Origin of the sequence: Arthrobacter nitrophenolicus, assembly GCF_000332815.1 — a bacterium.
Classification (GTDB): domain Bacteria; phylum Actinomycetota; class Actinomycetes; order Actinomycetales; family Micrococcaceae; genus Arthrobacter; species Arthrobacter nitrophenolicus.
In genome coordinates this window covers 1-23681 of sequence record NZ_AOFD01000010.1, presented here as the reverse complement: position 1 = coordinate 23681, position 23681 = coordinate 1, and the positions used below count along the sequence as shown (strand labels likewise).

Genomic DNA, 23681 nt, shown 5'->3' with positions numbered 1-23681 from the left:
ACAGGTCCTGCCTCGTCACGTAAGCGCAGGTGAGGCCGTTATCACCACGTTCTTGCCCCACGGGTCTTCGGTGTAGCAGGAGATGAGGACCAGGCGGTTGGGCACGATGTCCCAGATGGGGCTGTCCTTCAAGCTGGACTTCACGAACGTCGTCACGCTGTCCACCTGGTAGGTCAGCGTTCCCGAAGCGGTGTCCACCTCGAAGCGGTCACCCACCCGGGAGGCTGAGCTCAAGTGGTTGAACGGCGCCTCCGCTCCGTCCCAGCTGTGGCCGATCACGTACGTCGTGTTTGCTGAGCCCTCCCCGGGGGTTCCGAACGGAACCAGCCAGTAGCCGTCCTTGGTTTCCGGCGGCACGATGGTCTGGCTGTCCTGCGCGGCGCCGTCGAGGTCCAGGGGGTGCACCGGCACGTCAAAGCCTGCCGCCCCGTACCGGATCCGGACCGGTGCCGCCGCTGCCGGCAGCACCGGTCCAGGTTGTGGTGGAGCGGCCGCGGCGGGCGCCGTCGTCGGCCTTTGGATGTCCGGCGTGCTGCCCACCAGCGGTGCTGCGGTTGCCGGTGCAAGGGTTGCCGTTTCAACGCTTCCGACGGCGGCCGGCTGCGGCTGGTGGAGCAGTGGGCCGCCGAACGTAATGGCCAGGAAGGCCAGGATTCCGGACAGGAGGATCGCGAGGTCACCGCGGTTCAAGCGGCGCCACCGGCGGCCGGTCCGGGCAACGTGCCGGCTGCGATCCTGGGACATCTCTACTCCTCTGCTGGCAGGGGGTGATGGGAAGGAAGGCGCCCCGCCGGGCACTGGCGGGACGCCTTCCTTGTCAGTGGCCGCGGAACGCGGCTCGAGCCCCGGGCTTAGCCTGCGGCGGAGGCGTCGGCCCTGCGGCGTACGGCCACTGCGGCTCCTGCTGCCACCAGTGCGCCCAACCCGGCAACCCAGGCGGGGGAGTATTCAGCCCCGCCAACGGCTGTCTGTGCGTTGTAGCCCTTGTTGGTGCCGAGGTTGGTGGTAGCGCTTGCGGCAGCACCGGTGCGTGCCGGCACCTGTGGCGTGGCGGCGGCGGGCTGCGCTGGAACCACAGGTGCACTGGCAGCAGGCGGCGCGGCCGGAGGAGCCACCACCTCGGCGGCCACCGGCGGGTGGACGACCGGCTGCTCGGCCGGGGGCACCACCACCGGCTGCTCGACGACCGGCTCAACCACAACGGGCGGGTCGACCGGCGGCGTCACCACGGGGGGTGTGACCACCGGCGGTTCAACGACGACCGGCAGTGTTTCGCCCGGCGGCAGCGGCGCGCAGTTGTCGACGTAAAGGAGCTTGCCGGCGTCGGTCCAGTTTTTGCCGGCCGACTGCGACGTGGGTGGAATGATGTCCAACGGGTGCTGGTCGTGGCCGCTGAGGCCATTGACGTTGAATTCCAGCGCTTCCCAGCTGCTGCCGTTGTTGTGGCAGACGGTGACTTTCTCAGGTGCGGCCATGGCAGGGGCAGTGAGGCCAATCAGGCCCAGCCCTGCCACCCCCAAAGTGGCTAAGGTGCGTTTCATTTTTTCTCCCCAGTTATCCGTAGCGGTCCATGCGCGCGGGGAGTGCCAGCGTTGACGCCGTATGCCCCAGCAGCACGGTCAGCTTGCTTGAGGTTTCAGGCTAGGAGCGGCGGCAGGGGCGGGTCGCGAGTAGGAGGTACTCGACTTTATGGGCCGCTGACGTGGGCCGATACCTGCTCCTACGCGGAAATGGGGGAGTACTACTTGTTCAGCGTGGGAAACCGGCCGACTCTTTTGATCCTCCCTTGTCCGCGGTTGGCCCCGCGCCTAACGTTGAAGCATACGAAAGGTGTGTGGACATGGAAATCTACATGTGGTGGCTGGACCTGGACCTCGACACCAAGGAGTGGCTGCGGGAGAACCTCCGTGCCGAGGAGTTGCCGCTTCCCGTGCTCCAGGGCATTGCGGAAGCGGGCGGACCGCACCCCGATAACCCTGCAGCAGTCCTGAGCGATGCCGACTGGGATTTCATCGAGACGCAGTCGGAGTTTGTCGACTGACCCGAGGACCCGGAGGCTTCTGCCGCCATAAAACCGTTGCGGGCCGCCCGCAGCGATGGTTGCATGGGGGACATGGCATCCGCAGAGAGTTTTGTCTTAGCGATCGGGACTAAAAAGGGACTGTGGCTGGCCACCAGCCAGGACAGGAGTACCTGGTCCTTCACCGGCCCCCATTTCCTGATGAGCGAAATCCCCAGCATCGGGATCGATACCCGGAACGGGCGCACCCGGATCATGGTGGGCGTCCGCAATGAGCACTGGGGACCCACGGTTGCCCATTCCGATGACCTCGGCGCCACCTGGTCCGAGCCCGAGCAGGGGGCCATCAGGTTTCCGGAGGACACCGGCGCGGCCGTCGAGCGGGTGTGGCAGATCTATCCGGATGCCAAATCCCGGCCGGGGGTGGTCTGGGCTGGCGCGGAGCCCATTTCCGTGTGGAAATCCACGGACGGCGGCGAACACTTCGAACTGAACCGGGGGCTGTGGGACCACCCGCACCGCAGCGAGTGGGGTGCAGGATATGGTGGCGCAGCGGCGCATTCCATCGTGGTCCATCCAGTGGGAAGACCGTCCACGTGGCTATGAGCACTGGGGGCGTTTACCGGTCGGTTGACGGTGGCACCTCCTGGGAGCCGCGCAACAAGGGAATCTCGGCCTACTTTATGCCCGACCCCAACCCTGAGTTCGGCCAGTGCGTGCACAAGATTGCCGCGGATGCCGCCGTCGAAGGCCGCCTTTATGCGCAAAACCATCACGGCGTCTACCGTACGGACGACAATGCCGAGACCTGGACCTCCATCGCGGACGGCCTGCCCGCTGATTTCGGATTCGTGATGCTCACCCACCCCCGCCGCGCGGGGACGGCCTGGGTGGTGCCGCTGAAAGCTGACGGCGAACGCATTCCGCCCGATGGTGAACTGGCGGTGCACCGCACGGACGATGCAGGCTCCACCTGGAAGCGGCTGGCGTCCGGCCTGCCCACCGGCGAGTACAACAGCGTGCTGCGCGATGCCGCTTCGGTGGACACGGCGGAACCCGCGGGCGTGTATTTCGGCACGCGCGGCGGCGCTGTCTATGCCAGCGCGGATGAGGGTGACACCTTTACCGAAGTAGCATCGCACCTGCCGGATGTGCTGTGTGTCCGGGCGGCAGTGGTGGCCGGTGCCTGACATCGCAGTGGTCCTGCCGAGCGTCCTGCAGCCCCTCGCCGGCGGGCAGTCCGTGCTGACTGCGCCCGCCGACGGGCCTGTGACGGTGGGGGAGCTGCTGGATGCGGTGACCTCCGGCTACGCCGTTCTCGGCAGGCGGCTCCGCGACGAGACGGGCGCGCTGCGCCGCTTCGTGAATGTCTATGTGGACGGGGACGAGGTGCGCCGCCTGCAGGGGCTGGAAACCGAGGTGGCGCCGGGCCAGGAGGTTCTGGTGATCCAGTCGGTGGCCGGCGGCTGAATCCCGTGTGTGCCGCGGCTGCGGGCAGTCCTTACTGACTACACCCGCTTGCCGCGGCGGCGCTGCCCCGGGAAGGGCAGCAAGGCGTTGAAGTTCAGGCGACCCGCCAGACGGTGCATTCGTCCGCATTGATGGCTTTCCGCAGCCCTGTAATCCGGTCCAGGATCCAGACCACGCCGATGCCCGGCGCTGTTTCCTGGACGCTGCCGCGGCGGATCACCACGTCGTCGTAGGAAGGGCCCACGGAAAGGCGGGCTTCAATTTCGTCACCGCGGTGGAGCTGGTCCAGGGCGCGGACTCTGGTTACATGCGTGGTCGCTTTCTTCAACATTGCGTGGCCTCCTGGCTGGAGCTGGTGCCGGCTCTTGCCTGCACTACCAAGTGTGGCCGGGCAATGTTGCGCGCCGGTTTCCCCGCGGTTAGGGACCGGTTAGTTCTTCGAGCCGGTGTTGTTTCCCTGGTGCCGGGATTCCGCTCAGGCGGCGCCGCGGCTGCGGTAGCCGGCCAGGAAGGCCGAAATCCTTTCCACGGCTTCCTCGATGTCCAGGACGGACGGGAGGATCACGAACCGGAAGTGGTCCGGGGCGGGCCAGTTGAACGCGGTGCCGTGGGAGACCAGGATTTTCTGTTCCTGCAGGAGGTCCAGGACGAACTGCTCGTCATTGGCGATCGGGTACAGTTCCGGATCCAGGCGCGGGAACAGGTACATGGCCCCCGACGCCGGCACGCAGGTGACGCCGGGGATGGCAGTGAGCAGTTTATGGGCGAGGTCGCGCTGTTCCCGCAGCCGTCCGCCCGGATTCACCAGGGCCTCGATGCTTTGGTAGCCGCCCAGGCAGGTCTGGATGGCGTGCTGGGCGGGAACGTTCGCGCAGAGGCGCAGCGAGGCAAGCAGCTCCAGGGCTTCCCGGTAGCCGGCGGTGGCGGCGAGGGGTCCGGTGATGGCCACCCACCCCGCGCGGTAACCGGGCATCCGGTAGGCCTTGGACAGCCCGCTGAAGGTCAGGCAGCACACGTCTTCCGCCACTGACGCGGTGTGGATGTGGCGGGCGCCGTCGTACAGCACCTTCTCGTAGATCTCGTCCGAGAACAGCACCAGGTTGTGCTTGCGTGCCAGGGCAGCGAACTGTTCCAGGATGTGGCGGGGGTACACCGCGCCCGTGGGGTTGTTCGGGTTGATGATCACGATGCCCTTGGTGCGGCTGGTGATTTTCGCTTCCACGTCCGCCATGTCCGGCCACCAGTTCTCTGCCTCATCGCAGAGGTAGTGCACCGGTTTGCCGCCGGTGAGGGTCACGGCAGCCGTCCAGAGCGGGTAGTCCGGCGCCGGGACCAGGATCTCGTCACCGTTTTCCATGAATGCCTGCAGGCACATGGAAATGAGTTCGCTGACGCCGTTGCCGACCACGATGTCCTCAACGCCGATGTTCATCAGGCCGCGGGTCTGGTAGTACTGCGAGATGGCGGTGCGCGCGGTGAAAATCCCCTTGGAATCGCTGTACCCCTGCGCACCGCGAAGGTGGTGGATCATGTCAACGACGACGGATTCCGGCGCTTCCAGCCCGAACGGCGCCGTGTCCCCAAGGTTCATCTTGAGGATGCGGTGCCCCTCGGCCTCCATGTTCTTGGCCGCCTGGAGGATGGGGCCGCGGAGTTCGTAGCGGACATTCCGGAGTTTGCTGGAGTGTTGCATGGCGCGCATGGTTGATCTTTTCACACAGCCGGCGCCGGCCGCCCCTGCTTAGGGCAGGGGAGGCCGGCGGCGGTGCTAGGAAACTGCAGCGCCGGTTCGTTCGGCAGCGATGGCGTTTGGAACTGCGAGAAGTGCTATCAGGGCAAGAGCTCCGGCCGCTGCGAATACGTAGAATCCCCAGGGATAGGCGATGCCTGCTGCCACCAGTCCGCCCGTTACTGCAGGTCCCATGATGGCCCCCACGCGGCCCACGCCGGCAGCGAAGCCGAGTGCCGTGGCACGCAGCCGGGCCGGGAAAAGCTGGCTCACCCAGGCGTAGACGAGCACCTGGGAACTGAAGACGAACACTCCAGTGACGAAGACAAGCACGTTGAGCAGGACTGCGTTCTCCACCTTGATGCTCAGGAGCGCCAGGCACAGTGCCGAGAGGCCGAACCACAGCAGCACGATGGGTTTTGTGCCGTGCTTGTCTGCCAGGATGCCGGCGACAATAAGGCCGGCGACAGCGCCAAGGTTCAGTACCAGCAGCAGCGAGAGGCCCGCGCTGACCGGATACCCTGCGGATGCCATCAGTTGGGGAAGCCACGTGTTCAGGCCGTACACGAGCAGCAGCCCCATGAATGATGCCGCGGCGATGGCTGCGGCTACCACCGGGTACGGCTTCTTCACCAGGTCGCGGAAGCCGGTGCGGGACTCCGCCCCGGCTGCCCTGGCCGGTGGCAGCGTCTCCGGCAGCTTGAACCACAAGAAAGGCAGGAGCAGCAAACCTGCAACGCCGCCCACGACGAACATGGTCCGCCATTCCGGAATGACCAGCAAGGCCAGGAATGCCGTGGCCACGGCGCCGACGTGGTACCCGGTCATGGTGCGGGTGGTCGACTTGCCGGCATTGCCTGCAGGCGAGTAATCGTTCATGTACGCCAAGGCAGCGGGCAGGCAGGCTCCGAGCCCGGCACCGGCCAGAAGCCGGAAAACGCCGAACACGGCAACGTTCGGCGCCCACACGACGGCGAGGGTAAACACCGAAAACCACAGCACGCAGGCCATGAGCAGGTTTCGCCGCCCCAGGCGGTCCGAGAGGGGAGCAATGAAAAGCGCACCCGCGCCCACGCCCACCAGGGAAACCGTGGCCACGAAGGTGGCGCCCACGGCATCAAAGCCCAGCTCGCCGGTCTTGATGAGTGTCGGGATGACGGTGCCGAGAACCACAAGGTCGAAGCCGTCCAGGACCATTGCCAGCCAGCACAGCCATACAGGCCAGCGCGAGGGCAGGCCGGATGAAGAAGTTGTCATGAAATCCTCGTTGATATCAGAAAGATGCCTTCGCCGCCCGGTCAGCAGGGTGTGACCCGCGGCATAAGCAAGAAGACTACATGGCAGTTCTCTTAACGTACAAATGTTCGTCTAGCGAACAGTTGGATTTCGGTGCATCGCTTATGGCGCCAGCCGGTCCCCCTTCCGGTGCACCCGGAACCAACGGTATCCGTAGCGCCCCAGCTCGGCCGTAAAGCCGCCGCCGGGCTCCAGTTCCACGTTGTCGCCGTCGAACAGGTCCAGCAGCATGGCGTCCTTGTAGGCCTGCGGCGGGGCGTCCTCTCCACCCACCAGGCCGCTGACCTTCACCGGGTCCTCGCCAAAGTTGTGCAGCAGCACCAGCGTCCCGCCGTCGGAACTGCAGGTATGGGCGAACACCGCGGGCTCCGGCTGGTCAATGACGTTGAATTCACCCCAGCCCAGCTCCGCGGACTCGCGGTAGCGGCGGATCAGCGTGGCCATGAAGTTGAACAGCGAGTCCGGGTCCCGCTTGGCCGCGGCGGCGTTGACCCGGCCGGGCCCGTAGTCGCCCCTGGCCAGCGGAGCCACCAGGTCCGCTGCCTTGGCACTGGAAAAGCCGCCGTTCTTTTCGCTGGTCCACTGCATGGGGGTGCGCACGGCGGCGCGGCTCTTCTGCCGAAGGTCCTCGCCCATGCCGATCTCCTCGCCGTAGAACAGCACGGGCGTGCCCGGCAGCGAGAACATCAGCGAGTACACCATCCGGATCCGTTCCTGGTCGCCGCCCAGCATCGGCGGCAGCCTGCGGCGCAGGCCCCGGCCGTAGATCTGCATGTTCTTGTCCGGCCCGAAGGCGGCGAAAACCTCCTGCCGCTCGCCGTCGCTGAGCTTGTCCAGGGTGAGTTCGTCATGGTTGCGGACGAACATGGCCCACTGGTTGTCCGGATGGATGGCCGGCCGGCTCTTGAGCGTCTCCGCGAGCGGGCGGGCATCCTGCCGGGCCAGCGACAGGTAGATGTGCTGCATCGACATAAAGTCGAACTGCATGTTCAGCTCGTTGCCCTCGGGACCGCCGAAGTACTCCAGCTGCTCCTTGTAGGGCAGGTTCACCTCGCCCAGCAGCACCGCGCTGCCGTTGCGGCGGCTCACAAAGCTGCGGAGCGCCGCAAGGTACTCGTGCGGGTCCAGGTTGGCGGCCTCATCCTTGGGCTGGCCGCGGGTCTCCAGGAAGAACGGCACGGCATCCAGCCGAAAACCGTCCAGCCCCAGTTCCAGCCACAGTCCCATCGCCTTCGCGATCTGGTCCCGGACGCCGGGATGGGTGACGTTGAGGTCCGGCTGGTGCTTGGCGAACATGTGCAGGTACCACTCGCCCGTGGCGTCGTCCTGCGTCCACAGCGAATTCTCCTCCCCGGGGAAGACCACCTCGGAGGACGTGTCCGGGGGAGTGTCCTGGCGCCACACGTAGAAGTCGCGGAACGGGTTGTCCGTCGATTTCCTGGCCTCGACGAACCACGGGTGCTGGTCGGAGGTGTGGTTGACCACGAAGTCCGCGATCACGCGCATGCCCCGGTCCTTGGCGGCGCGGATGAACTCCACCAGGTCGCCGAGCGTGCCCAGCCGGGAGTCCACGGCGAAGAAGTCCGTCACGTCATAGCCGTCGTCCCGGTCCGGGGACGGGTAGAACGGCATGAGCCAGATGCAGGTCACGCCCAGGGCGGCCAGGTAGTCCACCCGCTGGGTCAGCCCGGCGAAATCTCCGGTGCCGTCGCCGTCGTCGTCAAAGAACGTCTCCACGTCCAGGCAGTAGATGACCGCGTTCTTCCACCACAGGTCGGACGTCTCGGCGAGCCTCATGCCCGGGCCTCCGACGACGGTTCGGCAGCCGCTGCGGCAAGCTGCGGTTCAGGCGCTCCGCCGGATGTCCGCAGGTGGGGCAGGACGTCCGCCGCGAACGCGTCGATGAAGGGAGCCTGCTCCTGGCCCACGAAATGCAGGTAGAGCTCGTCGAACCCGAGCTCGGCGTAACCGGCCAGCCAGTCCACGTGCTGCTCCAGGCTTGCCGATACGTTGACGCTTGTGCGGACCTGCTCCTCGCCCACATGCTCGCCCACGCCGTCGAAATGCCCGGCCGTCGGCAGGTCCCAGGGCACAGGCGGGGCGAACGTGTTGGTCCGCCACTGGTCCACGGCGATGGCAGCAGCCTGCTCTTCGCGGGACGCCCACGAAAGGTGGACCTGCAGCACGGCCTTGCCTTGTCCGCCGTTGTCCCGGTAGGCGGCCAGCATGTCCCGCAGCTTGTCGGCAGGCTGGTTGACGGTGACCAGCCCGTCCGCCCAGGCGGCGGCACGTCGTGCTGTCTCCACGCTGATGGCGGGCGCAATCAGCGGCGGCGGAGAATCCGGGACATCCCAGATCCGCGCCTGCTCCACCGTCACCAGGCCGCGGTGCGTGACTTCCTCACCGCGGTGCAGCCTGCGGATGACGTCAACGCACTCTTCCAGCCGGCGCTGCCGGATGTCCTTGGCCGGCCAGGCATCGCCGGTGATGTGCTCGTTCATGTTTTCGCCGCTGCCGGGGGCGAACCAGAACCGTCCCGGGAACATCCCGGCGAGGGTCGCGGACGCGTGGGCGATGATTGCCGGGTGGTAGCGCTGGCCCGGTGCCGTCACCACCCCGAACCGGAGGCCGGTGGTGGCCAGGGCGGCCCCCAGCCAGGACCAGGCGAACCCGGAATGGCCCTGGCGTGCGGACCACGGCTCGATGTGGTCGGAGCACATGGCGGCGTCAAAGCCTGCGCGCTCCGCATGCTGGACATCCTGGAGCAGCTGGCCGGGACTGATCTGTTCGTGGGAGGCGTGAAAGCCGACGGTAACCATCGTTAACCTCTACCGTCCGGTACGGTGCCCTGTCGAGGGCATCCCGGACGGCGGTGCCCAAACCCGTCCACTTGTCGGATAAGTTTGGAACTTGTAGTACTGCGTTCCTGCCGACGATGCGGGGGCCGGCGGAACGGGAAGGAAGTACCTCAATGGGAGGCGTGCTGATCGGGCTGGCGGTGATCGGCGTCGTGATCGCCGTGGGGTACATCGCGGCGCGCTGCGGCCTGGGCGGCGAGCCCACCGTCACGGCATTGACGCGCACGGCGTTCTTCATCACCAACCCGGTCCTGCTGTTCACGGTGGTCCTGGAATCGGACGTCAGCGTGGTGTTCTCTGCCTACGTGCCGCTGGCCCTGCTTACCGCACTGGTCACCGCGCTGCTGTACGTGGTGATCAGCCGGCTGTGGTTCCCGAGGCCGCTCGCCGAAACGGCGGTCGGCGCCATGGCCAGTTCCTACGTCAACGCCAACAACATCGGCATCCCCATCACCCTGTACGCGCTGGGGGACGCCACCCCCGTGGCACCGGTGCTCCTGGTCCAGCTGCTCCTGCTGGCGCCGCTGGTGCTCACCTTGTTGGACCTTTCGGCCGCCGGCAGGTTCTCGCCGCGGCTGATGCTGACGCAGCCGTTCCGGAATCCCATGATCATCGCCACCCTCCTGGGCGTGGTGCTGGCGGCGTTCAACGTGGAGCTGCCTGAGCCGGTGATGGCCCCGCTGGCCTTGCTCGGCGGCGCGGCCGTGCCGGTGGTGCTGCTGGCGTTCGGCATGTCGCTGCACGGCAGCCGGATGCTGGGCAGCGGCGGGCATACGGCGGAGATCCTCACCGCCACCGTGCTCAAGTCCGCGGTGATGCCGGCGGTGGCGTTCGTCGTCGGTCGCTTCCTGTTCAACCTGGACCAGCCCATGCTCCTGGGCGTTGTCCTCATGGCTGCGCTCCCCTCCGCCCAGAACGCCTTCCTGTTCGCCAGCAAGTACGGCCGGGGAGTGGCCGTGGCCAGGGAAACCATCATGCTCTCCACGGCCGCTGCGGCGCCGGCGCTGATCCTCATCGTCTGGCTGCTCGCAGGCTGATCCGCCGCGCCGGCAGGCAGGGCAGGGGTTCCGCGCCGGCCGCCCCCGGGCAAGAATGGGCACATGGAACTTCCCGTGATGCCGCCTGTCCCGCCCATGCTCGCCAAATCCGTCAGCGGCATCGACGGTATTCCGGGGACAGGGAGCCTCAGCTACGAACCCAAGTGGGACGGCTTCCGGTCCATCATCTTCCGCGACGGGGACGAGCTGGAAATCGGCAGCCGCAACGAAAAGCCGATGACCCGGTACTTTCCCGAGCTGGTGGCGGCGCTGAAGGAGAACCTGCCGCCGCGGTGCGTGGTGGACGGGGAAATCATCCTGGTGGGCGCCTCGGGCGACCGGCTGGACTTCGACACCCTGCAGCAGCGCATCCACCCCGCCGCCAGCCGGGTGAAGCTGCTGGCGGAGCAGACCCCGGCATCCTTCGTGGCCTTCGACCTCCTGGCCCTGGGCGATGACGACTACACCGGCAGGCCCTTTTCCGAACGCCGCGCCGCGCTGGAGAAGGCGCTGGCGGCCAGCAAGGCACCGGTCCACCTCACGGCCGCCACCACGGACAAGGACACCGCCGGCAAATGGTTCGAGCAGTTCGAGGGCGCCGGCCTGGACGGCGTGGTGGCCAAGAGGCTGGATGGCCGGTACGAACCGGACAAGCGGGTGATGTTCAAGATCAAGCACGAGCGCACGGCCGACTGCGTGGTGGCCGGCTACCGGCTGCACAAGAGCGGGCCGGACAGCATCGGCTCGCTGCTCCTGGGCCTGTACAAGGACGACGGCGGCCTGGCGAGCGTTGGCGTGATCGGCGCCTTCCCGATGAAGCGCCGCAAGGAGCTGTTCCAGGAACTGCAGCCCCTGGTGACCGATTTCGACAACCACCCCTGGGCATGGGCGAAGCAGGAGGAAGGCGAACGGACGCCGCGGAACGCCGAGGGCAGCCGCTGGAGCGCCGGCAAGGACCTGTCCTTCGTGCCGCTGCGGCCGGAACTGGTGGTGGAGGTCCGGTACGACCACATGGAGGGGGACAGGTTCCGGCACACCGCCCAGTTCAACCGCTGGCGCCCGGACCGGGACCCGGAGTCGTGCACCTACGCGCAGCTGGAGGAGCCGGTCAACTTTGACCTCGCCTCGGTCCTGGAGACCGGCCGGCCCTAGCCGTTGCCCCGGACTGCCGGGTTCCTGGCGTCCAGCATGCTCCACAGGCCGTCCGCGCGGCAGGGAATGGACGCGTCCACCAGTGCCCGGCTGTGCGGGTGCCGCGGGGCGGCGAAAAAGTCGCGCGTTTCGGCCACCTCCACAACCCTACCCTCGAGCAGGACCGCCACCCTGTCGCACATGTACCGCACCACGTCCATGTCGTGGGAGATCACGATCAGGGACAGGTCATGCTCACGCTGCAGCCGCAGCAGCAGGTTCAGGATGGTCCGCTGCGTGAGCGCGTCCAGGGCTGAGGTGGCTTCGTCGCAGATCAGCACTTTAGGTTCGAGCAGGAGGGCGCGGGCGATGGTGGCCCGCTGCAGCTGGCCGCCGGAGCATTGGCCGGGGCGCTTGTCCAGGAGGGCGGCATCCAGCTCCACCTCCTTGAAGGCGGCCGCGATCCGCTCGTCCCGCTGGGCGGGCGGGAGGTCCCGCCGCGGCGGCAGCGGTGCCTGCAGGCTTGCCCGCAGGGTCATGCGGGGGTCGAACGCGCCGTGCGGCTCCTGGAACACCAGCTGCACCGCCGTGGGCCGGGCGGCGCCGCCGTCGAACCGCCGGCTGATAATCCCGGTGCTGGCCTCCTCAAGCCCGACGATGGCCTTGGCCAGGGTGCTCTTGCCGGACCCGGACTGGCCGAGGACGCCCAGGATCTCCCCGCGGCGGAGCGTGAGTGAGACATCTTCCAGCACGGTACTGCCGCGCCTGCGCCCGAAGCGCTTGCCCACCTTGTCCAGGACCAGCACGTCGCCTTCTCCGGGGGACGGACGACGCCGGGAGGCGGGTGCCAGCTGCGCCGCGGCCAGCAGGTCCCGGGCATACTCCGTTGCGGGGCGGGTAAGCAGCTCACCTGCGGGTCCGTCCTCCACGATGCTGCCGGCGTTCATGACCAGGACGCGGTCCGCGTAAGCGGCGACGGACGCCAGGTTGTGCGTGATGTACAGGATGCCGAGCCCGCGCTCCCGGCGCTCGCGGTCCAGCAGCTGCAGCACCTGGCGTTCAAGCATCTTGTCCAGGGCTGACGTAGGCTCATCGGCCAGGAGCATGTCCGGTTGGCCGGCCAGCGCCAGGGCGGTCATGGCGCGCTGGGCCATGCCGCCCGAAAGCTGGTGCGGGAAAGAGCGAAGGCCATTGCCGGGGTCGGCGAAACCAACCTCCGCCAGCAGCTCCAGGGCCTTGGCCCGGGCCTTGGACCCGCGCAGCCCGGCGTGCAGGCGCAGCGGCTCTTTGAGGTGGTTCCCGATGGTCCGGTTGGGGTTGAACATCCGCTTGGGCTGCTGGAACAGCATGCCCAGCCGCCCGCCGCGGACCGCGTTGAGTTCGGGTTCGCGGGCGCGCGCCAGGTCCTGGTCCCCCAGCCGGATGGACCCTGCGGTGATTTCCAGCTGCGGGGGCAGCAGCCGCAGGCACGACATGGCGGTGAGCGTCTTCCCCGACCCCGAACTGCCCACCAGGGCCACGAACTCACCGGGCTCGACGGCGAGGGAGACGCCGGACAGCAAACGGCGGCCGTGTCCGCCGTCGTCGGTTTTGTGCCGGACCTCCAGGCCGTCCAGCACCAGCCGGGCGCTCACGTGTCCGCCGCCGTCGGAAGCAGCAGGGGCCCGGCGGCCATGTGGGCGGCGCGCTGGCCCAGCAGGGTGACACAGAGGGCAACCGTGAAGATGACCAGGCCCGGGGCCAGGATGCCCAGCGGTGCACGGTCGGCAAACGGCTGCGCCGCGGCCAGCATGGAGCCCCAGTCCGACTGCGGCGGCTGGACGCCCAGGCCGAGGTAGGAGAGGGCGCCTACGCTGATCAGCAGGTGGCCGAACCGCAGGGTGGCCTGGCCCAGGATCGGGGCGGCAAGGTGCGGCAGGACGTGCCGGAAGATAACGAAGCGCGGACTGCAGCCCAGCACCCTGGCGGCATCCACGAACCCGCGGGCGGAGACGTCGTAGGCAAGTCCGTGCCAGCCGGGCGAAGGGCGTCCAGCCGGTGACGGTGAGCGCCAGCAGCAGGGGACCGAATCCGGTGCCGAGGGCCGCGACGATGAACAGCGCCACTACCATCTCCGGCAGCGCGAGCAGGACATCGTTCGTGCGGGTGAGGAACTCATCCACCCAGCCACGTCGCCGGGCGCTGAGGATGCCGATGCCCACCCCCAGGATGCACGTCAGCACCGTTGCCAAGGCGGCGACGGACATGGAGAACCGGCCACCCTCCAGGATCCGGCTCAGCGTGTCCCGGCCCAGGTTGTCGGTACCCAGCCAGTGCGCTGCCGACGGCGGTGCCAGGCGCAGTGCCAGGTTCTGCTCCGCGGGCGGGTAGGGCGAGATCCACGGGGCAAGCAGCACCGCCAGGACGATCAGGGCAAGGACTGATCCGGCAACCGCGGTCACGCTGATCCGGCTACGCAAGGGAACCTCCCACCGTGGGGTTGAGGAAGCGGTGGACGAAATCGGCCAGGGTGGTTACCCCCACGGCCAGCGCCACGACCACCACCACGCCGCCCTGTGCCAGGGGGATGTCGCTGTTGACCACGGAATCGAAGAGCAGGCGGCCCATGCCGGGCACGGCGAAGATCACCTCCACGATCACCGAGCCGCCCAGCAGCCCGGCGAACCAGACAGCGAACAGGGTGGACAGGGGCACCAGCCCGTTGGGAATGACATGGCGGATGATGGACTGGGCCTGGCTCAGGCCGCGGGCCCGGGCGGCCGGCACGTGGTCCGCTGCTGCTGCGTCGATGATGCCGGCGCGGACCGCGGAGGTGAAGAAGCTGATGGGCCGCAGTGCCAGGGTCAGGGCAGGAAGGACTGCCGAGGACATGTCGTTCCAGCCGGCCGTGGGCAGCACCGAGAGCTTGAGGGCGAAGACCAGGACCAGAACCGGTGCCACCCAGTACTCCGGCATGGCGATGAACGCCTGGGTCACGGCGGTGATGGCCTTGTCCGGCATGCTGCCCGGACGCAGCCCGGAGATGATGCCGAGCGGAAGGGCGACGGCGGCGGCGAGCCCCAGCGACATGGCCACGAGGCTGAGCGTGACGGCAAGCGCGGGCAGGACCTGCTCTGCGACGGGGGTGCGGCTGACGTAGGACAGCCCCATGTCACCGCTGAAGAAGTCGCCCAGCCACCGGAAGTACTGGGCGGCGAGGGGATCGTTCAGTCCCAGGCTCTCGGCGAGGGCCTGGACGGAGGAGTCCTCGATGGCATCGCCGGCGACCCTGGACCGGATGATCTTCCGGACCGGGTCGCCGGGGGTGACGTAGGGGATGAGGAACACCGCGAAAGAGGACACAGCGACGGCGGCCACCAGGGTGGCCGTCCGTTTGGCGATGAACTGCAGCATGCGGTGGTCCGGTGTTCGAGGGACTTGGGGGCTAGGAGGCGGCCTTGGCCGTCTTTGCCGTCAGGACATAGCGGGACAGCGGGTCCTGGACGTAGGAAAGGACGTTGGTGCGGACGGCGTCGGTGGCCTGCTCGTTAACCAGCCAGGCGTTGACCGCCTTGTCCTGGAGGATCTGTCCGGCCTCCGCGTACAGCTTGTACCGTTCGTTGGTGTCCACCGTCTTGGCCGCCTCGGCAATGATCCGGTCGTACTCCGGATCGCAGAAGTGGCTCAGGTTGTAGGTGCCCTTGCAGGTGTAGTCGGCCGTCAGGAAGCCGATGGGGTCGGCGATGTCGATCAGTCGGTTGCGCTGGCTGAGCAGCATGTCGTAGTTGCCCGCCAGCACATCCGGTTCCGCCGAGGCGTATTCCTTTGCCTGGATGGACAGCGGGATGCCGATGTTCTTCAGGTTCTCCTGGATGACCGCGGCCACGTCCGCGAACTCGGCGCGCTCCACGATTGCGATGATCTCCAGCGGGCGGTCGGCGGTGTAGCCGGCCTTTTCCAGCAGGGCGCGGGCTCCCTCCAGGTCCTGCTTGTGCTGCTCCTGCGCCTCGCCGGCCCAGGGCTCGGACGGCGCGAACGGTCCCGTGGCGGGCAGGGCAGCGCCCTCGTAGACGCTGGCGGCCAGGGCTTCCAGGTCCAGCGAGTCGCGGATCGCCTTGCGGACATCGATGTTGTCCAGCGGTGCGCGGCCGTTGTTCATGTACAGGGTGGCAGTGCGCGGCGAATCGGCGCCCAGCACGGTGACACCGGCGGTGCCCTTCAGGGTGGCGAGACTCGCCACCGGGATGGACAGGGAGATGTCCGCCTCGCCGGTCTGGACCTGGGCCGCGCGGGTGGCGCCGTTGGTGATGAAGCGAATTTCCGCTCCTGCCAGCTGGACCTCGCCGCCCCAATAGTTTTCGTTGCGGTCGAGCGTCAGGGACTGCTTCGCTTTTTCCGAGACGGGGGTGAAGGGGCCGGTGCAGTGGCCGAACGGGTCCACCTCTGCGTCCTTGTAGGCCGCCGGGGCGAGGATGCCGGTGTTGACGCTTGCCAGGCGGTACGGGACCAGCGGGTTTTCGGCCGGGGTGCTCACACGGACGGTGTTTTCGTCCACGGCGCTGACGCTGCTGACCATGGTCCGGTTGAAGGCCCGGGCCGGCACTTTGGCGTCCAGGACGTGGTTCAGCGAGGCAACCACCGACTCCGCGGTGAGCGGGGTGCCGTCCTGGAAGGAAACGTCCTGGCGGATGGTGAAGTCCCAGTCCAGCGGGGACGTCTGCTTCCACTCTGTCGCAAGCATGGGCACTACCTTGCCCTGTGCCTGGTCGAACCGGGTGAGGGTTTCCAGGCAGCCGGACAGCGAAAGGATGTAGGCGGCATCGGATTCGATGGCCCAGTTGGCCACCGGCGCGCGGAAGTTGTCCACCACGATCCGCTGGCTGGTGTCCGCGGCAGCCGTGCCCTGGACGGCCTGGGTCTGGGTGCCGCTGAAGCCGCAGCCGGCCAGGGTAAGGGTGGCGAGGGCTGCCACGAGGACGCGGGGCCGGAGGAACGAGCGCACGAAAATACCGCCTTGCAGGGCTGCCGGGGAAGCAGGAATAAAAAGATGGGAACGACTTAGGGTAGCCTTCCCTTCCTGAAAACCGTGAATTGATGTCGGTCCCTGCCTGCCGGATGACCCAGCCGGCCGCCGTCGTGCCTTCCTGCCCGGTTACTGCCCGCCGGCCGGTCCCCGGGCACCGAAAAGCCCGCCGTTTCCGGGGAAATGGCGGGCTGTCCGGGGAGCAACCGGGAGGGACCGTACGGTGTGCGGCCTACTTCAGGCCCAGCTGCTGGGTGGGGGTCTTGAAGGATTCCTTGGCGGTGAGGGCCGAGATGGCTGCCACGGCGCAGATGACCGCGGTGAAGATGCTGATCTGGACCCAGCCGCCGGCCTTGATGCCGCCCATGGCTGCGACGATGGCCGGGGCGAAGCCTGCCATCAGGAAGCCGAGCTGGGTGCCGATGGCCAGGCCGGAGAACCGGACCTTGGTGCTGAACATCTCCGCGTAGAAGGACGGCCAGACGGCGTTGGAGGCTGCGTAGCCGCAGGAGAACATGCCGATGGCGGCCAGGAACATCAGGGGCACGCTGCCGGACTCAAGGCTGAGCAGGAACAGGGGCGTCAGCACCGCGCTGGCCACCGCGCCGTAGATGAACACGGGCTTGCGGCCGATCTTGTCCGCGAGCATGCCGAACAGCGGCTGGGTGCCCAGGGCCACGAGGTTGGCGCCGACCACCAGCCACAGCGTGATGGTCCCGTCCACCCCGGCAACGGTCTTGGCGTAGCTGATGGCCAGGGTGCCGAAGACGGTGGAGACGGCGGCGATGAAGGCGCAGCAGATAACGCGGAGGACGTCCCGCCAGTGGCCCTTGAGCAGGTCGGCAACCGGGAGCTTGGAGATCTGCGCGGACTTCTGGGCTTCCTCGAAGGCGGGCGGCTCGTGCAGCGTACGGCGGATGAAGAACGCCACCACGACCACCACGGCGCTCAGCCAGAAGGGGATGCGCCACCCGATGCCGTACTTGATCTCGTCCGGAAGGGCCAGGACGGGGATGAAAACGAGGGCCGCGAGGATCTGGCCGCCCTGGGTGCCGGTGAGGGTCCACGAGGTGAAGAAGGAGCGGCGGTTGTCCGGGGCGTGTTCCAGCGTCATGGAGGATGCACCGGCCTGCTCGCCGGCGGCGGAAAGGCCCTGGCAGAGCCGGGCCAGGACCAGCAGTGCCGGAGCCCACCAGCCCACGGTGTTGAAGTCGGGCAGGCAGCCGATGAGGAAGGTGGAGGCGCCCATCAGGATCAGGGTGAACATCAGCACCTTCCGCCGGCCGATCCTGTCACCGAAGTGCCCCAGGATCACGGCGCCAACGGGGCGTGCCACATAGGCGAAGCCGAAGGTGGCGAACGACATGATGGCGGCGTTGGCGTCAGCGTCGGGGAAGAAGACAGTGGGGAAGATCAGCGCCGCTGCCGAGCCGAAGATGAAGAAGTCGTAGTATTCGACGGCGCTGCCCAGGAAGCTGGCGAGGGCCGCCTTCTTGGGCGTCCCGGCATGGGTGGCGGTACCCGCTCCGGCGGACGGAAGAGTCTGGCTCATGGAGTTCCTTTGTGTGACGACATTGTCGCTGGTGAATCTTGGGGGATCGCAGCCGTGCCTGGGTGCGGGCGGGGCGCGATGCGGCTGGAGTCCGGTGGAGGTCCAGGGCGAGTAGCCACATGATGAGAGCTACTTGTGCGATACAGCAATGATGGCTGTGAGGGCAGTCACCTGTCAAGAAAATGATCACGATCTAGAAATAGCTCTCACATTGTGGCAATATCGAGCTATGAGTGTGAATCAAACCACAGTGGCCGATGACGTTCCCGCTGAGGAGGCCGGCGCCCCGGCAGGCGGAAAAAAGACGCGGGCGGGGGACCGGACGGACATGGTGGGCAAGGCCCTTGGCCTGCTGGTCCTCCTGGGTGATGAGCCCCGGGGGGCCAGTGCTGCGGAAATCTCACGCCGCGCGGAGCTGCCGTTCAGCACCACATACAGGCTCCTGGGCTCCCTCGCCCGCGACGGGTTTGTGGATTATGAGCCGGACGGGCGCCGCTACCACCTTGGCCTGCGCATCTTCCAGCTGGGCCAGCGGGTCTCCAGCTATCACGGCTTTGCCGGCACCGCCCTCCCGGTCCTGCGCCGCGTCACCGGGCAGACGGGTGAGGCAACCATCCTCAGCGTCCGCGACGGCCTCCACCATCTCACCGTGAACAAGGTGGATGGGCCGCAGATCTTTCGCGTCACCAGCGACCCCGGACACCTGGGCTCCCTGTCCACCACGGCGGTGGGGAAGGCCCTGGTCGCCTTCGCGGAAGATTCGGAGCGCGAGCGGCTGCTGGACGAACTGCCGCTGGAGGCGCTGACGGAAAAATCCATTACCGACAGGCAGGCCTTCCGCGAGGAAGTCGAGAAGGTGCGCCACCAGGGCTACGCCGTCATGGATGAAGAGAATGAGGCGGGCATGCGCGCCGTCGCCGTCCCGCTGCTGAACGCCCAGGGCCACGCGTTCGCGTCCCTGGCCACCGCGGTGCCCGTCTTCCGGCTCAGCCTCGAGGCGCTCGAGGCCTATGTCCCGCTCCTGCAGGAGGCCGCAGCGGAACTGGCGGCACGCCTTCCCCAGCGCTAAAAGTTCGTATCTCGAACAGGAGTGCGATAAGTGAACAAATGCTGTACTGTATTTTCCATCACCGGAACCGCCGCAGGGCTGGTCCGGTGCCGTTACCAAAGGAGCTGCACGGATGAGTTCTCGAACTGAGTCCTACCTGGTGGGACTGGTCGGCGACGGCGTCACGCCGTCACTCACCCCGCCCATGCACGAACGCGAAGGGGATGTGCAAGGCCTGCGCTACCTGTACCGTCCCATCGACCTCCTGGAGCTGGGCCTGCCCGGCGAAGCTGTGGGCGAGCTCCTTCAGAGTGCACGCACCCTCGGATTCAACGGGCTCAACATCACCCATCCCTGCAAGCAGCTGGTCCTGCAGCACCTGGATGAAATCTCCCCGGACGCCCGCCGGCTGGGCGCCGTGAACACGGTGGTCATCCGGGACGGCCGCTTCATCGGCCACAACACCGACTTCTCCGGCTTCGCCGCAGCCCTGGCCTCCGGCCTGCCGGGTGCACGGCTGGACCGCGTGGTGCAGCTTGGTGCAGGCGGCGCCGGATCCGCCGTCGCCTATGCCCTGCTCACCGCCGGAGTCAGGACGCTGGACCTGGTGGACATGGACCCTGCGCGCGCCGCGGAGCGGGCGGCGGAACTGGCAGGCTTCTTCCCGCACGCCACCGTTACGGCCCGGACGACGGCGGAGCTGCCGCAGCTGATGCCGCTGGCCGACGGCCTGGTGCACTGCACGCCGGTCGGCATGGCTGCGCACCCCGGCGTACCCCTTGACCTTGACCTGCTGGAAGCACGCCACTGGGTGGCGGACATCGTCTACCGCCCCATCGACACCGAACTGGTCCGCGGCGCCCGCGCCAAGGGCTGTGACGTCCTGGACGGCGGCCGGATGGCAGTGGGCCAGGCGGCCGACGCTTTCCGGATCTTCACCGGCCTGGACGCCGACCCGGACCGCATGCGCTCGCACTTCCTGGAGCTCGTGGCCGCCGAGGAGGTGGCCGCCTGATGCGTACGGGAATCGCCACCGTCTGCCTCTCCGGCACCCTCAAGGAAAAGATGCAGGCCTGCGCCATCGCCGGCTTCGACGGCATCGAGATCTTCGAGCAGGACCTGGTCACCTCGCCGCTGAGCCCGGAGGATGTCCGGAAGATGGCCGCGGACCTCGGGCTGGGTTTGGACCTCTACCAGCCGTTCCGGGATTTCGACGGCGTCACCCCGGACCTGCTCAAGGCCAACCTCCGCCGGGCTGAGGCGAAGTTCGGGCTCATGTCCCGCCTGGGCATGGACACCATCCTGGTCTGCTCCAACGTTGCCACGGCCACGATCGACGACGACGGCCTGCGCGCCTCCCAACTGGCGCAGCTGGCCGGGCTTGCCGGAGACCACGGCATCAAGGTGGCGTACGAGGCCCTCGCCTGGGGCAAGCACGTGAACGACTACGAGCACGCGTACCGGCTCGTGGAGATGGTGGACCACCCCAACCTCGGAACCTGCCTGGACTCCTTCCACATCCTCTCCCGCGACTGGGACACCGCGCCGATCGAGCAGATCAACGCGGACAAGATCTTCTTCGTCCAGGTGGCCGACGCCCCCAAGCTGTCCATGGACGTGCTCTCCTGGAGCCGCCACTACCGGGTATTCCCCGGTGAAGGCCAGTTTGAGCTGGCCAAGTTCATGGGGCATGTGGTCCGTGCCGGCTACACAGGTCCCGTCTCCCTCGAAGTGTTCAATGACGTCTTCCGCCAGTCCGACGTCGAGCGCACTGCCGTGGACGCCATGCGGTCGCTCATCTGGCTCGAGGAACAGAGCGCCAAATGGCTCGCCGCCACGGACGCCGAAGGGGCCGGCGGCGCCGCCCTCCGCCGTCGTTATCCCATGGAACTGGCCACCCTGCCCAAGGTGAACGAGCCCGCCGGGTTCAACTTCGCCGAGGTCAAGGCAGACGATACCGCCCAGCTTGAAAAGCTCCTCGGCCAGCTCGGCTTCGCCTTCCAGGGCCGCCACCGCACCAAGGACGTCCAGCTCTGGACCATGGGCCAGGCGCGCGTGATCATCAACGAGCAGGCAGCCCTGCACACCGAACCGGCCATCGCCGCCCTGGGGTTCGACGTCGATTCGCCGGTCATTGCCTCCGCCCGCGCCCAGCAGCTCAAGGCGCCGGTGGTGGCCCGCAAGGTCCAGGCTGACGAGGAGGTGTTCCAGGGCATCGCGGCCCCGGACTCCACGGAAATCTTCCTGTGCCAGGGCAGCCCGGACGGCACCGCGGCGTGGACGCGCGAGTTCGGCGAGGGCCTGGAGCACCCCTCGAGCGGAGCCAGCGCCGTCATCGACCACGTCAACCTGGCCCAGCCCTGGCAGCACTTCGACGAGGCCGTCCTCTTCTACACCAGTGCGCTGGCTTTGGAACCGCAGCCGTTCGCCGAGGTTCCCAGCCCCAGCGGCCTGGTCCGCTCGCAGGTCATGCAGACGTCCGACGGCGCCGTGCGGCTGGTGCTCAACCTCGCACCCGTGCAGCAGGCACAGAGCGAGGTGCGCCAGACCTACCAGGAACACATCGCCTTCGCGGTGGAGGACCTCGTGGCCACGGCCCGGGAGGCCCGCCGCCGCGGCCTGGAGTTCCTGCAGATCCCTGCCAACTACTACGAGGACCTGGACGCCCGGTTCGATCTCGAACCCGGTTTCCTGGCCACGCTCCGGGAACTGAACCTCCTGTACGACCGCGACGCCGACGGCGAATTCCTGCACTTCTACACCGCCACGGTGGGCAGCGTGTTCTTCGAGATGGTGGAACGCCGCGGCAACTACGACGGCTACGGGGCGCCCAACGCCCCGGTTCGGCATGCGGTCCAGTACGACTCCCTGCACCGCCCCTGAACCCGCACCACTGCAAACCCAACCAAACACCAGAAAGGAGCCAGCCGTGCCGCACGAATTGAACGCCCCCACGGACGAGCTTGTCCCGGCTGCCGAACCCAAGGCAGGACATGCGCCCCTGGACACAGCCGTGGAAACCCAGCAGGACCTCAGCGCAGAGATCAACGGCCTGGCCGACGCCTACGCCCGTGCACTGAAGGACGGCGCCCCGGCGGAAACCCAGCCCCGGCTGGACTACCCGCCGTACCGCAGCAGCATCCTCCGGCACCCCACCAAGAGCCTGCACCACGCGGATCCGGAAACCATCGAACTGTTCTCGCCTGCCTTCGGCCACCAGGACGTCCACGCCCTGGAATCAGACCTGACCATCCAGCACAACGGCGAACCCCAGGGCGAACGCATCATCGTGGCCGGCAAAGTCCTGGACGGCGACGGCCGCCCGGTGGCGGGGCAGCTCGTGGAGATCTGGCAGGCCAACGCCTCCGGCCGGTACATCCATAAGCGCGACCAGCACCCGGCACCGATCGACCCGAACTTCACGGGCATCGGCCGCTGCATCACCGGTCCGGACGGTTCCTACCGGTTCACCACCATCAAGCCGGGCGCGTACCCGTGGAAGAACCACCTGAACGCCTGGCGTCCGGCGCACATCCACTTCTCGCTGTTCGGCACCGAGTTCACCCAGCGCATCATCACCCAGATGTACTTCCCGGGCGACCAGCTGTTCCCGTTGGACCCCATCTACCAGACCATCGTGGACCAGGACGCCCGCGACCGGCTGGTGGCAAGCTACGACCACAGCCTCACCGAACCGGAGTGGGCCCTGGGCTACAACTGGGACATTGTCCTGACCGGTCCCAAGCGGACCTGGACCGAAAACGAGGCACTTGGTGCCGCAGGCGACGAGGAATAGGCAGAGGACCAGTCACATGAGCAACCAGACCAGCCAGCTCGTCCCCACCCCCGGCCAGACCGTGGGCCCGTTCTACGGCTACGCGCTGCCGTTCGAGAAGGACAACGAGCTCCTTGCCCCGGGATCGCCCGGCTCCATCCGCCTCCAGGGCACCGTCTACGACGCGCCGGAGAGACGATCCCGGACGCCATCCTGGAAATCTGGCAGCCCGACGCGGAGGGCAACATCGTCCAGCAGACCGGTTCATTCCACCGCGACGGCTACACCTTCACCGGGTGGGGCCGCGGCGCCGTGGGCAACACCGGTATCTACACCTTCACCACCGTCAACCCCGGTGCCACCAAGCCCGGCGCGGCCCCCTTCATCTCGGTGGCCGTCTTTGCCCGCGGCCTGACCAACCGGCTCTTCACCCGCACCTACCTGCCGGAAAACGAGGAGGCCCTGGCCCAGGACCCGCTGCTGTCCTCCCTGGACCCGGAACGGCGCAAGACCCTTATCGCGCGGCGTGATCCCGACGGCGGCCTGACGTTCGACATCCGCCTCCAGGGTGAGGGCGAGACCGTCTTCCTGGACTTCCAGTGACGGACGCCGCTGCCCCGAACGCGGCCGCCGGCCACGGTGTCGACGCCGGCCTGCTCCGGCCCGCCTCCGCATCGCCCATGGTGGCTGCGCTGACGGGTGACGGTGCCGTACTGGCGGCGATCCTCGCCGTCGAGGCCGGCTGGGCCGCGGCGCTGGAACA

20 protein-coding genes and 4 pseudogenes are annotated in these 23681 nt (G+C 67.6%); 11 read left to right on the top strand and 13 right to left on the bottom strand.

Going from position 1 to position 23681, the window contains the following annotated elements:
- Positions 1 to 15: 15 nt before the first annotated feature.
- The gene (locus tag G205_RS05260; protein WP_009357064.1) at positions 16 to 744 is read right to left on the bottom strand and encodes a class F sortase; all 729 of its coding nucleotides are present in this window, start codon (positions 742 to 744) and stop codon (positions 16 to 18) included.
- Positions 745 to 851: 107 nt separating this feature from the next.
- Positions 852 to 1541, bottom strand: coding sequence for a hypothetical protein (locus G205_RS22055; RefSeq protein WP_200859137.1), 690 nt, complete (start codon positions 1539 to 1541; stop codon positions 852 to 854).
- Positions 1542 to 1840: 299 nt separating this feature from the next.
- Here G205_RS22055 and G205_RS05250 point away from each other — a divergent pair, with 299 nt between their 5' ends.
- The 3 genes and pseudogenes from G205_RS05250 (at position 1841) to G205_RS05240 (ending at position 3490) form a co-directional block, all read left to right on the top strand.
- The gene (locus G205_RS05250) at positions 1841 to 2041 is read left to right on the top strand and encodes a hypothetical protein (RefSeq protein WP_009357062.1); all 201 of its coding nucleotides are present in this window, start codon (positions 1841 to 1843) and stop codon (positions 2039 to 2041) included.
- A 63-nt stretch (positions 2042 to 2104) separates the two neighbouring features.
- A pseudogene (locus G205_RS05245) lies at positions 2105 to 3210 on the top strand (WD40/YVTN/BNR-like repeat-containing protein).
- On the top strand, positions 3170 to 3490 hold the full coding sequence (locus G205_RS05240) for a MoaD/ThiS family protein (RefSeq protein ID WP_407710247.1): 321 nt from the start codon (positions 3170 to 3172) through the stop codon (positions 3488 to 3490). The pseudogene G205_RS05245 and the gene G205_RS05240 overlap by 41 nt, the downstream one beginning before the upstream one ends.
- A 94-nt stretch (positions 3491 to 3584) precedes the next feature.
- Here the strand turns inward: G205_RS05240 and G205_RS05235 are convergent, their stop codons facing one another.
- The 5 genes from G205_RS05235 to G205_RS05215 all read right to left on the bottom strand — a co-directional run bounded on the left by G205_RS05235 (position 3585) and on the right by G205_RS05215 (position 9334).
- Complete coding sequence (locus G205_RS05235; protein WP_009357060.1) at positions 3585 to 3821, bottom strand: hypothetical protein; 237 nt, start codon at positions 3819 to 3821, stop codon at positions 3585 to 3587.
- A 144-nt stretch (positions 3822 to 3965) separates the two neighbouring features.
- Complete coding sequence (locus G205_RS05230) at positions 3966 to 5192, bottom strand: pyridoxal phosphate-dependent aminotransferase (protein ID WP_009357059.1); 1227 nt, start codon at positions 5190 to 5192, stop codon at positions 3966 to 3968.
- A gap of 66 nt (positions 5193 to 5258) precedes the next feature.
- Positions 5259 to 6476, bottom strand: coding sequence for an MFS transporter (locus G205_RS05225; protein WP_035752141.1), 1218 nt, complete (start codon positions 6474 to 6476; stop codon positions 5259 to 5261).
- A 141-nt stretch (positions 6477 to 6617) separates the two neighbouring features.
- Complete coding sequence (locus G205_RS05220; RefSeq protein WP_009357057.1) at positions 6618 to 8312, bottom strand: alpha-amylase family protein; 1695 nt, start codon at positions 8310 to 8312, stop codon at positions 6618 to 6620.
- Positions 8309 to 9334, bottom strand: coding sequence for a TIGR03885 family FMN-dependent LLM class oxidoreductase (locus tag G205_RS05215; protein ID WP_009357056.1), 1026 nt, complete (start codon positions 9332 to 9334; stop codon positions 8309 to 8311). The genes G205_RS05220 and G205_RS05215 overlap by 4 nt, the downstream gene beginning before the upstream one ends.
- 152 nt (positions 9335 to 9486) lie before the next feature.
- Between G205_RS05215 and G205_RS05210 the strand changes: the two genes are divergently transcribed.
- Positions 9487 to 10410, top strand: coding sequence for an AEC family transporter (locus G205_RS05210; RefSeq protein WP_009357055.1), 924 nt, complete (start codon positions 9487 to 9489; stop codon positions 10408 to 10410).
- 63 nt (positions 10411 to 10473) lie between these two features.
- On the top strand, positions 10474 to 11562 hold the full coding sequence (locus G205_RS05205; RefSeq protein ID WP_009357054.1) for an ATP-dependent DNA ligase: 1089 nt from the start codon (positions 10474 to 10476) through the stop codon (positions 11560 to 11562).
- Here G205_RS05205 and G205_RS05200 read toward each other — a convergent pair.
- The 6 genes and pseudogenes from G205_RS05200 to G205_RS05180 all read right to left on the bottom strand — a co-directional run bounded on the left by G205_RS05200 (position 11559) and on the right by G205_RS05180 (position 18095).
- Positions 11559 to 13175: an ATP-binding cassette domain-containing protein gene (locus G205_RS05200; protein WP_009357053.1), complete on the bottom strand. Its 1617-nt coding sequence runs from the start codon at positions 13173 to 13175 to the stop codon at positions 11559 to 11561. The two genes, G205_RS05205 and G205_RS05200, sit on opposite strands and share 4 nt — an antisense overlap.
- Positions 13172 to 13516, bottom strand: a complete 345-nt coding sequence (locus G205_RS23400) for an ABC transporter permease subunit (protein WP_268743662.1) — start codon at positions 13514 to 13516, stop codon at positions 13172 to 13174. Before G205_RS23400 ends, G205_RS05200 begins: the two co-directional genes overlap by 4 nt.
- Positions 13517 to 13604: 88 nt before the next feature.
- Positions 13605 to 13937 (bottom strand): annotated as a pseudogene (locus G205_RS23700) (ABC transporter permease); the annotation flags it as partial.
- Positions 13938 to 13992: 55 nt separating this feature from the next.
- Positions 13993 to 14934, bottom strand: a complete 942-nt coding sequence (locus G205_RS05190; RefSeq protein WP_009357051.1) for an ABC transporter permease — start codon at positions 14932 to 14934, stop codon at positions 13993 to 13995.
- 31 nt (positions 14935 to 14965) lie between these two features.
- Positions 14966 to 16522, bottom strand: a complete 1557-nt coding sequence (locus G205_RS05185; RefSeq protein ID WP_009357050.1) for an ABC transporter substrate-binding protein — start codon at positions 16520 to 16522, stop codon at positions 14966 to 14968.
- Positions 16523 to 16775: 253 nt separating this feature from the next.
- The gene (locus G205_RS05180; RefSeq protein ID WP_009357049.1) at positions 16776 to 18095 is read right to left on the bottom strand and encodes an MFS transporter; all 1320 of its coding nucleotides are present in this window, start codon (positions 18093 to 18095) and stop codon (positions 16776 to 16778) included.
- 229 nt (positions 18096 to 18324) lie between these two features.
- On the opposite strand from G205_RS05180, the gene G205_RS05175 reads away from it, so the two are divergent.
- The 6 genes and pseudogenes from G205_RS05175 to G205_RS23970 form a co-directional block, all read left to right on the top strand.
- Positions 18325 to 19164 (top strand): IclR family transcriptional regulator, encoded by an 840-nt coding sequence (locus G205_RS05175; protein WP_083875014.1) that lies wholly within the window; start codon positions 18325 to 18327, stop codon positions 19162 to 19164.
- A gap of 112 nt (positions 19165 to 19276) precedes the next feature.
- The gene (locus tag G205_RS05170; RefSeq protein ID WP_009357047.1) at positions 19277 to 20158 is read left to right on the top strand and encodes a shikimate dehydrogenase; all 882 of its coding nucleotides are present in this window, start codon (positions 19277 to 19279) and stop codon (positions 20156 to 20158) included.
- Positions 20158 to 22026 carry a bifunctional sugar phosphate isomerase/epimerase/4-hydroxyphenylpyruvate dioxygenase family protein gene (locus G205_RS05165; protein WP_009357046.1) on the top strand — a complete coding sequence of 623 codons (1869 nt, stop codon included), beginning with the start codon at positions 20158 to 20160 and terminating at the stop codon, positions 22024 to 22026. The genes G205_RS05170 and G205_RS05165 overlap by 1 nt, the downstream gene beginning before the upstream one ends.
- Before the next feature lie 46 nt (positions 22027 to 22072).
- Positions 22073 to 22939 (top strand): protocatechuate 3,4-dioxygenase subunit beta, encoded by an 867-nt coding sequence (gene pcaH / locus G205_RS05160; protein ID WP_009357045.1) that lies wholly within the window; start codon positions 22073 to 22075, stop codon positions 22937 to 22939.
- 16 nt (positions 22940 to 22955) lie between these two features.
- Positions 22956 to 23521: pseudogene (pcaG, locus tag G205_RS05155) on the top strand (protocatechuate 3,4-dioxygenase subunit alpha).
- A pseudogene (locus tag G205_RS23970) lies at positions 23518 to 23681 on the top strand (adenylosuccinate lyase family protein); the annotation flags it as partial. The pseudogenes pcaG and G205_RS23970, both read left to right, overlap by 4 nt.

Excerpts from the sequence above, each read along its gene's own strand:
- G205_RS05260 (WP_009357064.1), bottom strand. The coding sequence starts at position 744 with ATGTCCCAGGATCGCAGCCGGCACGTTGCCCGGACCGGCCGCCGGTGG.
- G205_RS22055 (WP_200859137.1), bottom strand. The coding sequence starts at position 1,541 with ATGAAACGCACCTTAGCCACTTTGGGGGTGGCAGGGCTGGGCCTGATT.
- G205_RS05250 (WP_009357062.1), top strand. The coding sequence starts at position 1,841 with ATGGAAATCTACATGTGGTGGCTGGACCTGGACCTCGACACCAAGGAG.
- G205_RS05240 (WP_407710247.1), top strand. The coding sequence starts at position 3,170 with ATGTGCTGTGTGTCCGGGCGGCAGTGGTGGCCGGTGCCTGACATCGCA.
- G205_RS05235 (WP_009357060.1), bottom strand. The coding sequence starts at position 3,821 with ATGTTGAAGAAAGCGACCACGCATGTAACCAGAGTCCGCGCCCTGGAC.
- G205_RS05230 (WP_009357059.1), bottom strand. The coding sequence starts at position 5,192 with ATGCGCGCCATGCAACACTCCAGCAAACTCCGGAATGTCCGCTACGAA.
- G205_RS05225 (WP_035752141.1), bottom strand. The coding sequence starts at position 6,476 with ATGACAACTTCTTCATCCGGCCTGCCCTCGCGCTGGCCTGTATGGCTG.
- G205_RS05220 (WP_009357057.1), bottom strand. The coding sequence starts at position 8,312 with ATGAGGCTCGCCGAGACGTCCGACCTGTGGTGGAAGAACGCGGTCATC.
- G205_RS05215 (WP_009357056.1), bottom strand. The coding sequence starts at position 9,334 with ATGGTTACCGTCGGCTTTCACGCCTCCCACGAACAGATCAGTCCCGGC.
- G205_RS05210 (WP_009357055.1), top strand. The coding sequence starts at position 9,487 with ATGGGAGGCGTGCTGATCGGGCTGGCGGTGATCGGCGTCGTGATCGCC.
- G205_RS05205 (WP_009357054.1), top strand. The coding sequence starts at position 10,474 with ATGGAACTTCCCGTGATGCCGCCTGTCCCGCCCATGCTCGCCAAATCC.
- G205_RS05190 (WP_009357051.1), bottom strand. The coding sequence starts at position 14,934 with ATGCTGCAGTTCATCGCCAAACGGACGGCCACCCTGGTGGCCGCCGTC.
- G205_RS05180 (WP_009357049.1), bottom strand. The coding sequence starts at position 18,095 with ATGAGCCAGACTCTTCCGTCCGCCGGAGCGGGTACCGCCACCCATGCC.
- G205_RS05175 (WP_083875014.1), top strand. The coding sequence starts at position 18,325 with ATGAGTGTGAATCAAACCACAGTGGCCGATGACGTTCCCGCTGAGGAG.
- G205_RS05170 (WP_009357047.1), top strand. The coding sequence starts at position 19,277 with ATGAGTTCTCGAACTGAGTCCTACCTGGTGGGACTGGTCGGCGACGGC.
- G205_RS05165 (WP_009357046.1), top strand. The coding sequence starts at position 20,158 with ATGCGTACGGGAATCGCCACCGTCTGCCTCTCCGGCACCCTCAAGGAA.